This window comes from Sorangiineae bacterium MSr11367 (assembly GCA_037157805.1).
Lineage (GTDB): Bacteria > Myxococcota_A > Polyangia > Polyangiales > Polyangiaceae > Pendulispora > Pendulispora rubella.
In genome coordinates this window covers 1024978-1037468 of the sequence record CP089983.1, presented here as the reverse complement: position 1 = coordinate 1037468, position 12491 = coordinate 1024978, and the positions used below count along the sequence as shown (strand labels likewise).

General features: G+C 65.6%; 12 protein-coding genes. 4 read left to right on the top strand and 8 right to left on the bottom strand.

What is annotated here, in order from left to right; translation table 11 throughout:
- Nucleotides 1–85: 85 nt before the first annotated feature.
- The 3 genes from LVJ94_04500 to LVJ94_04490 form a co-directional block, all read right to left on the bottom strand.
- Nucleotides 86–901, bottom strand: a complete 816-nt coding sequence (locus tag LVJ94_04500) for a uracil phosphoribosyltransferase (protein ID WXB06504.1) — start codon at nucleotides 899–901, stop codon at nucleotides 86–88.
- 82 nt (nucleotides 902–983) lie between these two features.
- A complete protein-coding gene (locus tag LVJ94_04495) occupies nucleotides 984–1367 on the bottom strand; it encodes an SMI1/KNR4 family protein (protein ID WXB06503.1) in 384 nt (127 codons plus the stop codon).
- A gap of 286 nt (nucleotides 1368–1653) precedes the next feature.
- A complete protein-coding gene (locus tag LVJ94_04490; GenBank protein ID WXB06502.1) occupies nucleotides 1654–2721 on the bottom strand; it encodes a hypothetical protein in 1068 nt (355 codons plus the stop codon).
- A 386-nt stretch (nucleotides 2722–3107) separates the two neighbouring features.
- On the opposite strand from LVJ94_04490, the gene LVJ94_04485 reads away from it, so the two are divergent.
- The gene (locus LVJ94_04485; protein ID WXB06501.1) at nucleotides 3108–4502 is read left to right on the top strand and encodes a hypothetical protein; all 1395 of its coding nucleotides are present in this window, start codon (nucleotides 3108–3110) and stop codon (nucleotides 4500–4502) included.
- A gap of 3 nt (nucleotides 4503–4505) precedes the next feature.
- On the opposite strand, the gene LVJ94_04480 is transcribed toward LVJ94_04485, so the two are convergent.
- The 3 genes from LVJ94_04480 to LVJ94_04470 form a co-directional block, all read right to left on the bottom strand.
- The gene (locus tag LVJ94_04480; GenBank protein WXB06500.1) at nucleotides 4506–5678 is read right to left on the bottom strand and encodes a CoA transferase; all 1173 of its coding nucleotides are present in this window, start codon (nucleotides 5676–5678) and stop codon (nucleotides 4506–4508) included.
- 26 nt (nucleotides 5679–5704) lie between these two features.
- Nucleotides 5705–6037, bottom strand: a complete 333-nt coding sequence (locus LVJ94_04475) for an SCP2 sterol-binding domain-containing protein (protein WXB06499.1) — start codon at nucleotides 6035–6037, stop codon at nucleotides 5705–5707.
- A 106-nt stretch (nucleotides 6038–6143) separates the two neighbouring features.
- Complete coding sequence (locus tag LVJ94_04470; protein ID WXB06498.1) at nucleotides 6144–7709, bottom strand: family 1 glycosylhydrolase; 1566 nt, start codon at nucleotides 7707–7709, stop codon at nucleotides 6144–6146.
- A 31-nt stretch (nucleotides 7710–7740) separates the two neighbouring features.
- Between LVJ94_04470 and LVJ94_04465 the strand changes: the two genes are divergently transcribed.
- Together LVJ94_04465 and LVJ94_04460 are read left to right on the top strand one after the other, a co-directional pair.
- The gene (locus LVJ94_04465; GenBank protein ID WXB06497.1) at nucleotides 7741–8586 is read left to right on the top strand and encodes an SDR family NAD(P)-dependent oxidoreductase; all 846 of its coding nucleotides are present in this window, start codon (nucleotides 7741–7743) and stop codon (nucleotides 8584–8586) included.
- A gap of 23 nt (nucleotides 8587–8609) precedes the next feature.
- Nucleotides 8610–9263: a hypothetical protein gene (locus LVJ94_04460; protein ID WXB06496.1), complete on the top strand. Its 654-nt coding sequence runs from the start codon at nucleotides 8610–8612 to the stop codon at nucleotides 9261–9263.
- Between the two features lie 152 nt (nucleotides 9264–9415).
- Here LVJ94_04460 and LVJ94_04455 read toward each other — a convergent pair whose 3' ends face one another.
- Nucleotides 9416–9829, bottom strand: a complete 414-nt coding sequence (locus LVJ94_04455; GenBank protein WXB06495.1) for a MarR family transcriptional regulator — start codon at nucleotides 9827–9829, stop codon at nucleotides 9416–9418.
- A gap of 74 nt (nucleotides 9830–9903) precedes the next feature.
- Here LVJ94_04455 and LVJ94_04450 point away from each other — a divergent pair, with 74 nt between their 5' ends.
- On the top strand, nucleotides 9904–11400 hold the full coding sequence (locus tag LVJ94_04450; GenBank protein ID WXB06494.1) for a DHA2 family efflux MFS transporter permease subunit: 1497 nt from the start codon (nucleotides 9904–9906) through the stop codon (nucleotides 11398–11400).
- A gap of 85 nt (nucleotides 11401–11485) precedes the next feature.
- Here LVJ94_04450 and LVJ94_04445 read toward each other — a convergent pair whose 3' ends face one another.
- Nucleotides 11486–12475 carry a SurA N-terminal domain-containing protein gene (locus tag LVJ94_04445; protein ID WXB06493.1) on the bottom strand — a complete coding sequence of 330 codons (990 nt, stop codon included), beginning with the start codon at nucleotides 12473–12475 and terminating at the stop codon, nucleotides 11486–11488.
- Between the last annotated feature and the right edge of the window lie 16 nt (nucleotides 12476–12491).

Sequence of the window (12491 nt, the reverse complement as noted above, 5' to 3'; positions counted from 1 at the left end):
GAAATCTTTGGATATGGTACCGGCTCGGCGCCGACGACCTGATTCTGGTGACCGTTACAACGGAGCCACCCGTCCCGTTCGAGGACTAAACCCACGCGTTGTTGAGCAATTCGCCGACGCCGCCGGCGCCCGGGACGATGTACTGGTGCTCGTCGAGCCCCTTTTCATCGTCCCACTGCGTGCCCGGCACGGTGGACAACACCTCGGGGGCCGACAGGCCGCGATCCAGGCGCACCGCGTAGATGATCGTCTCCGGATGCGCGGCGAGGACCCTCTTGAGGTACTCGGGCGTGAGGATCAAATGCATCGTGATGACCTTCGCCGGGGTTCCGCCGATCTTCGATTTGTAGTGCGAGATCGCGCTCACCACGGAGCTGCCGGTCGCGCCCATCGGATCGGGGATGACGATGATGCGGCCGTCGACGTCGCCGCCGATCTTGGCATCGTGCCACGAGGCGCCCGTCACGCGGCCTTCCGTGTCCGTGACGCGCGACATGAACAGGTGGTCTTGGCGCACGCCCGACGGATCGAGGACCTCGTTCAGCAGGTCGTAGACGACTTGCGACGGCATGGTGCCCGCGCGGGCGATGCCCACGCTGACGGCCTTCGTCGCGGGGGCGATGGCGGCGCCCCGGTAGACGGCGTAGGGCGAGGAGGCCACCATGCGCGTGGGCACGTCGATGCGCACGCGTGGGAACTCCGCGGCCAGCACCACCTCGCTCAAGCGCTCGTAGAGCGTGCGCACCAGGCGGCCTACGTGCGGCTGCCCGGTTTCGCGTGCGCAGAGACGCGCGAGCTGAGTCCATGCCAACGGGTCGTCCAGGAGATGGACGTTGGGCCCGTAGCGGTGCGCGATCTCGGGCGCGCGGTAGTGACTCTTCGAATACGCGGTTTCGACCATGTCGGGGCCCCAAGCCCCGCCTTGGTGGCGCGGCCGCTCTTTTCCCAAGGCCCCCGCTTTGGGGGCCCAAGTTGCCTGCTGCCTACGTCCAGTGACCGGCGCGCAGCGCGGCGGCGTCGATCACTTTGACCTTGGGGCCGAGGGCTTCGCGGAAGCTGTCCTCGTCCTCGTCGTCCATGATGGCGTCACCGAAGCCGGCGGCGATTTCCATCGCCGTCGAGATGATTCGCAAAAACTGAGCGAAGCTCGAGGCGGCCAACGTCGGGTTCCACTTTTCCTGCCCGCTCATCGCCGTGTAGACGGGGCAGTCCCCTTCGGGGTCGGGCTTGGAGACGTCCAGGAAGTACGGATCGCTCAGCAGCGAGCTTTCGCCGATGACGACCCAGGACGGCTTCCAGTTCGCCGTGGGTTGCGACTTCACGATTTCTTCCGCCGGGAGCAGTCGGATTCGCTCGACCGGGGTCACCGTTTCCACCTTGACCGGATTCGCCCCTAGGAGAAAATTCCGATACCGAGAGGGGACTCGGAACTGTTTCTTCAACGAGTCGACGAGTTCTGGAGGCGCTTTTCCGAAGCTAGCCTCGATTTTTCGTCTCTGAAATATGGCTTTGAGCCCTTCTACCGCGTCCGCTAGATCACTGTCCACGATGGCCCCTCATCACCAATCCACGCTAGGCCGACAACATCCCCGCCAATAGGTCGGGGCGCCATCGGACACGCTAACACCACCGCGTCGTTACGTCTCGCACCTTTTAGCGACCGCGGCGGCGTGGGTTATGGTGCGCCACCAGCGCCAAGTAGTCCGGGAGGCGCTGATCCGGGCCTCGCCAGCTTGCGCGGGCGGCATTTGCAGCTTGGGGCAAGCGTTCCACCATTCGGCGAAGCTCTGCGTGTCCCGGCAATCGATCGTCGTACCGTTCGAAGGCGGTTGACAGATCGTCCACTCCGGTGCCTCGGAGGTGCCCACGGCGGGCCAACTCGAGGTAGCTCCGGGCCAGGGCATCGCCGTCGAAACGGTGTTGCACCACCAGCTCCACCCCGACCCGCAGAACCGCATCGGCCGGAAGGCGCTGGTCCTCGTGCACGACGAATGCAGCCTGCAGGTAATTGTAGAACGGCACCGCGCGCGCGCCGTAGACGTGGAAGTCGTCGGGCGGCGTTTGCCGTTCGAGGTGGATGAGGATGCGTTCGACGGCCTCGCCGGGCACGATCAGGTTGGCGTCGCGCATGACCCGATCGATGACGTCGGGGTAAACGCGGCCGCGCTCGCAGATTTCCAGCAAGGTCTCGGGACTCACGTGGCCGGACACGATGTCCGAGTACAGCGAGTAGACGAACGCGTCGGCCTCGGCATCGTCGCCGAAAAGGGTCTCCCGGCAGAGAACGCGCCCGTTCCCCTCCTGCGACGCCTCCTCCTCTGGCGCGCGTGCGGGCGAAAGCTTGGTGGCGTGGTCGAGCAGCGCCCGGGCGTGGAGCAGCGCGGGCAGCTTGTAGCCGAGTTGGTCGCGCAGGGCCCGGAAGCGGAGCTTGAGGACGTTCTTGAGATTCGGCTTCAGGGTGAAGCTGTCCCAAGTGATGCCATCGAGGCGCAACTTGTCCTCGAGGCGGCGGCGCATTTGCTCGGGCGAGCCGGACAAGATGTGCACCGAGATCCCGGCGCGAACCATTTCCCGGAGAAGCGTGGCGGCCCCAGGGTTGGTGCGCTTTTCGTCCGGCCGTTCGAGCGCGGTCCGCACGAGATCCCGCAACGTATCGAACTCGGTCCGAAGGTAAGTCTTGTCGAGATCCCAGCGGGCGATGTGACGTTGCGAGGCGTCCATGAGCTGGCTGGCCCCGTTCTAACACACCCGCACACCAGGCAACGGCCTCGGGCAACCTCCGGGCAACTTTTACCCGAAAATTCGGCCCAACGTTGCCGGACGGCTTTGCGCTTTCGACCCGAGACTCCGCCGAAGCCGAGCAGCGGCAGCGCAACAAGCCCGGCGGGGCCGGCGCCCTGTTCGCTTTTGGATACGAGGATCGCCAAGCGTCGTGGCGATTCGTGTCGCCTGACTGCGACTTGCCGCCGGCCCCGCCGGGATTGTCCCGCTGCCGCGGTTCGATCGGACCGGAAATGCCAAGACCCGTACGAGATCCAAGGACCTAACGGTAAGCCTTACCCGAAAATTCGGCCCAGGCAGCTCATCGTGCGTACGATGACCTGGTCGTGGCCCCCCGCTTACGCATAGGAGAGCTCCTCGTTGCTTCGAAAATCCTCAGCGAGGACCAGCTCGAGGAGGCGCTGAAGCTACCGCGCCTGCCCGGGCAGCGCCTGGGTGAGCTTTTGGTTTCACGCGGGCTGGTAACGGAAACGCAACTCACGCAGACCCTGGGGCAGCAACTCAGTGTCCCTTGGGTGTCGCTTTATCACGTGGATTTTTCCCGCCAGCTCCTCAACCTCGTCCCCCACGAGTTGGCGGATCGGTACTGCCTCGTCCCCATTTTCGTGCGGCGGGTCAAACGCCAGGACACGCTCTACGTGGCGATGGCCGACCCGACGAACGAGGCGGCACTGCAGGAGGTGTCGCGATCGGCGGGGCTTCCGGCGCGGCCGATGATTGGCTCGCCGACGGACATTCGCAGCGCCATCCGCGTGTACTACGGCGCGGGGGAGACGTCGGAGCGCGAGACGCCGCGCCCCATTCCGCCACCACCGCCCACGAACCCCGAGGGGGTGGCCGCCAAGGCGGCAGCTTCGGTCTCGCGGCCGCCGGCGCGAAAGTCGGAGGTGGCACCGAGCCGTCCGGCCGCACCGCCGCCGCCACCGTCGGCGGCGATCCCTCCGCCCCCGCCGACGAAGCCCACGCGCCCCTCCGCGGGGCAGAAGGCTGCACGCGCGGAACGTCCTTCCGCGGCGCCAACGACCTCGTCGACCGCGCCCACGCAGCCGGCCCCCGCACCGCGACCGGCGGAGCGACCTTCGGCGACCGAGCGGCCTTCCGGCGCGGAGCGTCCTTCCGCTGCGGAGCGTCCTTCCGCTGCGGAGCGCCCCTCCGCCACCGAGCGTCCTTCGGGTGTCGAGCGCCCGTCGGGTGCCGAGCGCCCCTCCGAGCGGCCTTCCGCCACGGAGCGCCCCTCTGCGACCGAGCGGCCTTCGGCGACCGAGCGACCTTCGGCGACCGAGCGCCCCTCGGGCACGGAGCGACCTTCGGCGACCGAGCGGCCCTCCCGCGACGGGCCGGACATCGACCCGGAAATCGAAGCCCGTGAGATCTACGTCAGCAGCACGTGGCGCCGTCCCCCGATGGTGGAGATCACGCTGCTCGACGGCACGACGTTGCAGCTGCCCGCGCGCGTTCCGCGCCGGCGCGGGGCCTCCACTCCGCCGGGGGCCGACGTCTCCGAGGGCCTCACCGCGCGCGACCTCATTCGCGCCCTTCGCGCACGCGCCGAGGGTGCCGATGCCCGCGCCGTCCTTGGAGAAGACGTCCGCTGGGAGCCGCTCTTCGCCGCGCTGCTTTCACTCTTGATGAAAAAGGGCCTCATCGCCGACTGGGAATTCATCGACGAATTCCGCCGCGTCACCGCGCGAAAGCCCTTCAAGGTCCCGCCGCAAAAGTAGACGCTACTTCTGCAGCGCGGAAATCTCGGCGTCCGAGAAGCCCGCCTCACGCAGAATCGCGCCCGTGTGCTCGCCCTGGCGCGGCGGCGGGCGATGCTGCCCATCGGGATCCGTCACCGGCGTGCGGAACTGAAGAAGATTCCCCCACGGCGAGGGAAGCTCGAAAAATACGCGGCGCGCCAACAGCTGCGGATCGCTGGCCAGTTCCTCCGGCAAGAGCACCGGCTCGAGGCAGCAATCCGTGGTGCGCGCGAACTCGGTCCACTCGGCAAGGGTGCGGCCCTTGAAGATCTCGCGGAACTTCGCCTTGAGCGCCTCTTGGTGCGGTCCCACGACGAGCGCACTCAGATCCACTTCGATCTGCACGGCAGCGGCGAAGGCGAGCAAAAACTTGGGCTCGAGCGCCCCGAGCGTGACGTAGCGGCCGTCCTTCGTCTCGTACGTGTTGTACGGCGCGATGGCGCCGCTCAACGTCTCGTTGCCGCGCTTGGGCATTTCCTCGCCCAGCATCTGTCCGAAGCTCGAGGCGGCAAAGCCCATCGAGGCTTCGAGCATCGACACGTCGACGATGCTTCCCTCCCCGGTGTTCGCACGGGCGGACAGCGCGGCCATGATGCCGATGACGCTCCAGAGTGCGCCGCCGATGTCCGCGAGCTGAAAGCCGAAGACGGCGGGCGGTCCATCCGGTGGACCTTGAAAACCGAGCACCCCGGCGCGCGCCAGGTAATTGATGTCGTGCCCCGCACGCAAACTCAGAGGGCCGTTTTGCCCATAGCCCGTCAGCGCGCACACCACGAGGCGCGGATTGCGGGCGCGCAGCGTCGCGTGCGAGAGCCCCAGGCGCTCCATCACACCGGGCCGGAATTGCTCCAGCACCACGTCGTAATGGTCCACGAGGCGCAGGAGTGCGTCGCGGCCCTCGGGCTTCTTCAAGTCCAGCACCGCACTGCGCTTGTTGCGGTTGATGGCGAGGAACAACCCCGATTGGGCACCGCCCTCACCTGGCAGGCTGGCCACGGGCGGCGGCATGTGGCGCAGATAATCTCCGCCGCCCGGATCTTCGATCTTGTCGACCTGCGCCCCGAGATCCGCCAGCACCAGCGATGCGAACGGTCCCGGGAGCAACCGGCTCAAATCGAGAACTTTGATTCCCTCGAGCGGCGCCTTCTTGCGCATGGTCGTGACCTTCTTTTCGGGTCTTGTCAGGCCTTGTAGCTGAAGAGCTTCTGCAACTTCATGGCGAGCATTTGATTGCCCTGCACTTTGAGCTTGCCCGCGAAGAAGAGCTGCATGCCGTTGGCTTGCGGATTCTCGATGAGCTTCTGGAAGTCCTCGGCCGCGATGGTGATCGTGCAGTCGGCGTCGCCCTCACCAGCCTTACACGCGGGGCCGGTCGCGGAGACGTCGATGTTCCACGCGCCTTCGCCGGTCACGTTGAGCTGGTATTTCGCGCCGATGGTCTTCGCGTCGTCCGCGTTCTTCGCAAGCGCCGCGGGAAGTTCTTCGTTGAACAGCTTCTTGACGTCCACGCCCATTGCAGGCCTCCTCGTGACCTCATCCGTAGCGATGAGGCGGGTTTTTACAAAAGTGAATGGTGATTCAGTTGGCTACCACCCGGATGTGCATCGCGTCAAGCGCGACTCAATTGCAAATCGTGGGTTCGGCATACCCTGATAGCGAAGCGGTCGCATCCCGCCTCACCTTCTTCGCGTCGATGATCGATCTGTAGGTCGCCACGCTACCGCGCTGCGTCCGTGCGCCACCATCGCCGACGGCGTAGAGGCCGAATTTCGGACAATAGCCGCTGTCCCATTCGAAGTTATCCATGAGCGACCAGTAGTAATAACCGCGCAATTGCACGCCATTTTGGATCGCCCAGCCCGCTTGATACAGGTGCTCGGTGATGAAGCGTGCGCGGTTCTTGTCGGACGCGTCGGCAAGGCCATTTTCGGTGATGGCGATGGGCAGACCATAGGCATTCGCCTGCACGAGCACGTCGCGAATGCCCTCGGGATGGATGTCCCAGGCGAAGTCGGTTTTGTGTCGGTTCGTCGGCAACGGCTGGGGCACGATGGAGACGCCCACGCCGGGGATCGAAATGCCGTCGTGCGTGCTCACCAGGATGTCGGTGTAGTAATTGATGCCCAACCAATCGAGGCGTTTGACCAGGGAAAGGTCGGCGCGCTTGTCGTTCGGGCCGTCGTACTTCTCGTCGAAGTCGTCGTCCCAATCGCCTTTGACGACGGCGTTCACGAACCACCAATTCCAGATGTACGCGATGTGCTTGGCGCCCTGGATGTCGGCCGCATCGCCCTCCACCTTGGGGTGGAAGGTCTCCATGTTTTGCGCAATGGAGACGAGAGCGCTCTGGCCGTCTCCGTCGGCATCGACGGTGTCTTCGCGGTGGATGGCATCGTAGGCCAAGGCGTGTGCGCGGGCCTCGGCGCGGGCGACGGCGAAGGCCCGGTTCGTTTCGAGCAAACGGCCCGGCGGCGCGGCGCCGGCGACGTAGCCGTTGAGCGCGACCACGACGGGTTCGTTGATGGTGATCCACTCGTCGACCTTGTTCTTGAAGAGGCCTGCCACGAGCCCGCAGTACTTCGCGAAGAGCTCTTTGGTCTCGGGCCGCTCCCAGCCCTGAGGGTCCGACGGCTTGGTGGGATCCGACACGTACGACGGGAGCGAGAAGTGCTGCAACGTCACCAGCGGGTGGATGTTCGCAGCGCGCAGCTTGTCGAGCAGCTCGGTGTACTTCGCCACGGCGGCGGCGTTGGCCTTGCCGGCATTGAGGTCGGCCAGGGTCGGGTAGAGGCGCGCCCACTCCATGGAGAAGCGATAGGCATTTTGCCCGCTGTCTTTGAGCGCGCGGACGTCGTCGTCGATGTGGTTCAGCGCGTCGGGCCCGCCCTTGTCGGGGGTGGCGGCATCCTTGATTTTGCCCTGCATCGTGACCCACTTGCCCCAGTCGGTCTGCGTGTTGCCCGTTTCGGTCTGGAAGGCCGACGTGGACGAACCCCAGCGGAAGCCCTCGGGAAAGGTCACTTCCTCCGGGCCCACCTCGCCCGCATCGAGGCCGGTGTCGGGCCCCGCATCGGCGCGAACGAGTGGATGAAAATCGTCGGGGTTCGTTTTGTCGCAGGCTCCCGAAAGCGGCCCCAGCGAGCTTGCAAAGAGAAGCAAAAGGGGAAGACGGCGGCTCGGCTTCATGGGATGTAGGTTACCTCGACAAGGAGCTTTCATGGGTCTTCTGGACGGCAAGGTCGCGATCATCACGGGAGCGGGCGGTGGAATCGGGCGGGCGCATGCTCTTCTCTTTGCGCGAGAAGGGGCGAAGGTCGTGGTGAACGACGTCGGCGGCGCGCGCGATGGTAGCGGGGAGGACGCCGGCGCGGCGAGCCTCGTCGCGGAAGAGATCACGAAGGCGGGCGGCCACGCGGTGGCGCACACCGAATCGGTGGTGGAAGCCTCGGGCGCGCAAAGCCTGGTGCGTACCGCGGTGGAAACCTTCGGGCGCGTCGATGTCCTGGTGAACAACGCGGGCATCCTTCGCGACAAGACGTTCCTCAAGATGGACGAGGCCATGTGGGACTCGGTCGTTGCGGTGCACTTGAAGGGCACCTTCTTGGTGTCGCAGGCCTTCGCGAAGCAAGCGGTCTCGCAGGGCGAGGGCGGCCGCATCGTGAACACGACCAGCGTGAGCGGCATGCAGGGCAACTTCGGCCAGGCGAACTACGCGGCGGCCAAGGCGGGCATCTATGGCCTCACACGGACCATGTCCATCGAGCTGCAGAAGCAGCGCATCACGGTGAACGCGCTCGCGCCCATCGCGAAGACACGCATGACCGAGGACCTGCCCATGTTCCACGGCGTGGAGACGATGACGCCGGAGCACATCTCGCCGGCGGCGCTCTTCTTGGCAAGCGATCTATGTGCAGACCGCACGGGTTACGTCCTGGCGGTGGCCGGTGCTCGTATGTACGCCTTCAAGGTGATCGAGACGGCGGGCCGCTTCAAAGAAGGCGATGCGGGGGTCTGGTCGGCGCAGGAAATCGCCGAACACTGGGACGCGATCGTCAAGTCGTAAGCTCGTGCTAGAGTGCCCGTCGCATGCTCAAGCCCCGCGAGCTCGCCCAAGCGGCATTCGACTATCTGCGACGCAATCCCGACGAGGTGGTCCGCGCCGCGCGCAACGCGGCGGGGCTTCGCTTCGGCGTTCCCGTCGCGGCGCTTCGCTACTTCACGTCGCAGATCAAAGGGCGCAAAGCGCCCAAGGACATCGAGCTAAGCACGTCCCCACCGGACCTGCGCTTCGGTGCCACCATCGACGTGATGGGCACGCCGCTGCGTGCGACCACGTCGGTGACGGTCGATGACGTGACCATCGGCACCGATGCCGTGCGCATCGGTATCCGTCTAAGCAACATGAAGCTGACGTTGCTCCAGGAGAGCGACTCGCCGGTGGCCACGTTGATCAAGTCGGGCGCGCTCGACTTGTCCAAGCCGGCCAACCTGGTGAGCTTCGCGCCGAAGAAGCCAGAGGCCATCGTCGAGGCCGAAGGCGATCGCATCGTGCTCGATCTGCTCAAGGTGCCCAAGCTCGCCGCCAACGGCGCCTTCCGCAAAGCGCTGTCGATCGTCTCGCCGCTCATCGGCGTCCGCAAGGTGGAGGCCGACTCGGACCACGTCTACGTCGCCCTGCGCGCCACCCCCCGCGGCCTCTTGCAAGCGATCAACGCCATCCGCAACGGCAGCAACCCGTAGAGAGAGAATTCACGGGAAGACGGGAAGGTTTTTTGGATTCCAATCCGCCCACTGGGCGAACTGGAACCCTCAAAAAAGCGTTCCGCGCTGTCCTCGCCGTAAGTCCTTCCCGTCTTCCCGTCTTCCTGTGAATTTCTCTCTAGCCGTTTCCTCTAGCCGAGGGCTTTGGCGAGGAGTTTGCGGAGTTGGGTGCGTTCGTCGTTCGTGAGCGGGGCGAGCACCTCTTCTTCGAGTTGGAAGAGGACGTGTTCGGCGTGCTCGAGGGCGGCTTGGCCGGAGGGTGTCAGGGCGACGTTGTGCTTGCGCCGATCCTCGGGGTCGCGAATGCGCTCGACGAAGCCGCTCGCTTCGAGCTCGTTCAACCATGCGACCACGGTGTTGGCCGTCGTATGCATGAGAACGCAAATCGAGTTCTGCGGAAGGCTGCCCTGATCGCGCAGCTCGCGCAGGATGTAGAGCTGCTTCAGGCCCAACCCGAGACGCTCCTCGTCCGCCTTGGCATACACACGGCGCGTCAGGCGCGTGAGGGTGGGAAGCGCTTCGAGAGGTGTCCTGTGGGAGCCCATCGGTTCCTTAACCAAGTTATAACCATGCTTGGATCATCTTGTCGGCCAATATCGTCACACCTACTGTGACTATCATGGCAACCAATACGACTGATCCGGCGTCCAGGCGACGCTGGATCGCGCTGTTCGCCGTGCTGCTCGGGCAATTCATGCTTGTGCTCGACGCAACCATCGTGAACGTGGCGCTTCCAGTAATTCAAGCCGATCTGCACCTGCCCGAGGCGCGCCTGACGTGGGTGACGAATGCGTACCTGCTCGCGTACGGCGGGCTCTTGCTGCTGTTCGGACGCCTTGGCGACCTCTTCGGCCGGCGGCGCATGTTCCTGTTCGGCCTGGCCCTCTTCACCGCCGCCTCGGTGGCGTGCGGAATGACGCACCACGAGCTCGTGCTCATCGCCGCGCGCTTCGTGCAGGGCGTGGGCGCGGCGGCGGCGTCCTCCGTGGTGCTGGCCATCGTGGCCATCGAGTTCCCCGAGGCGGCGGCGCGCACGAAGGCCATGAGCGGCTACATGTTCGTGAGCATCTCTGGCGGCTCCGTCGGGCTGCTCGTGGGCGGCGCCATCACGCAGATGCTCGATTGGCATTGGATCTTCCTCGTCAATCTTCCCATCGGGGTGCTCTCCATCCCGCTCGCGCGCGCGGTGCTGCGTGAAGACGCCCTCGATGCGAAGAAGGGCAGCGTGGACGTGGCCGGCGCGGTGCTGGTGACGGCTTCCGCCATGAGCCTCGTCTATGCGCTGGTCACCGGGGCCACGCAGCCGTGGACCTCGCCCGCCGTGCTCGTGCCGGCAATTGGCACCGCCGTGCTGCTGGCCGTGTTTTTCGTGCTCGAGTCGCGGGTGGCGCATCCCATTTTGCCGCTTCGGATCCTGCGCATCCGCAGCTTGATGGTCGGCAATTTGGTGCGCGGCCTGCTCATGATGGGCATGTACGGCGTGTTCTTTTTCGGCTCGCTGGAGCTGTGGCACGCGCTGGGGTTCGGCCCGATGCGGGTCGGGCTCGCGTTTCTGCCGATGACCGGCATGGTCGGCCTCATGTCGCTCGGCATCAGCGCGCGGCTGGTGGCTCGCTTTGGGCCGCGCCCGGTGCTCGTGGCGGGCATGAGCCTCGTGGTGCTCGCGGTCGCGTCGTTCGCGCGGCTCGATCCGCATGCGTCGTATTGGCCGTGGCGGCTCCTGTCGTTCGCCGTGCTCGGTCTCGGCGCAGGCAACTCGTTCCTCCCGCTGCTGACCATCGCCATGTCCGACGTGCCCGCGCGCGATGCGGGGCTTGGCTCGGCGATGGTGACGCTGTCCTTGCAGCTCGCGGGCGCGATCGATCTCGCGATCCTCGCCACCGCGGCCTCGCACCGGACGGCGACGTTGCGCGCGATGCACCTCGCGCCGATGGATGCGGTGCTCGGCGGCTACCACTTTGCCTACCAGGTCGCGCTGGGCGGCGTCGTTCTCGGGTTGCTTGCGGCGGCGTTTCTCTTGGCGCCGGCGCCCAAGCAGGTCAAACCGAGCGACAAACAGTTCGACGGACCGAGGATTTCAAGGAGTTTCGAGCAGCGCGAGGCGCTCCGACGATAACTGCTGCTGCCAATTTGAGGAGGAGCAACGAAGCGATGCGACGAAAGTCCGCTGAAAGCCGACGGGAGTCGAATTGTTTGTCGCTCTAGAGACGAACGTCGATGTAAAGGCCGCGGCGTAGGTCCTGCAGCCAAATCTTGCGCTGGCGCTCGATGATCTCGCCCATCGCGCGCTCGCGCATCACGGCCCGCACGTCTTCGTACGTGGGGATGTGCGGGCCCTTGTTCAACTGGGCGATGACGATGGCCTCCGCACCGAAGGCGATGGGCTCCGACGTCTCCCCTTCTTTCAGGCTCTTCGCGGTCTCCTGAAGCGCGGGAAGAAGCGCGGACGTGGGCTGCGAGCCACGCGAGCCGCAGGTGTTCTTCGTGGTCACGTCCTCGGAGTACTGCGCGATGAGCTTGCAGAAGTCCTCGCCGCCGCGAACCTTCTTGACGAGGTCCTTGGCGAAGTCCTCGCGCTCTTTGGCCTGCTCGTCGGTCGCGTTGGCGGGCATGCGCAGTGCGAGGATGCGCAGCTCGATCACGCGCTCCTCGCCCATTTCCTTGACCCAGCGCGCGTACGTGGCGCGGGCGTCTTCTTCGCTGACCCGCACGCGGGGCAACACGCGCAACTGAATCAGCTTTCCCTCGAGGAGCTGGCGACGCACCTCCTCGCGGTAATCTTGCTCGCTCAACCCTTGGCGACGCGCCTCGACGAGCAGATCCTTCAGCGGCAGGTTCAGGCTTTCGGCCTTCTGCCGCATGCCGCGGTCGATCTCCTCGGTGGTGACCGCGATGCGCGACTTGTCGGCCGCCTGCTCTTCGAGGCGGTCGTCGATCATGCGGTTCAGAAGGTCGCGGTACATCTGCGTTTCGGCGGCGGCCCGCTGGGTGGGGTTCTGCTGCTGCGCGCCGTAGATCTGCGCGAGGAAGGGCTTGGCGCGCCGGCGCAGGTCGGTCAGCAGAATGGGGCGCTCGCCCACGACGGCCACGACACGCTCGATGATGGCGGCGTCACTCTTCGCGCAGAAGAACGTCGCGCTCGCTGCGAGAGCGGCTGAAAATGCGAGCCATCGGAAAGAGCGTTTCAACATGCGTCGTTCTAGCTGC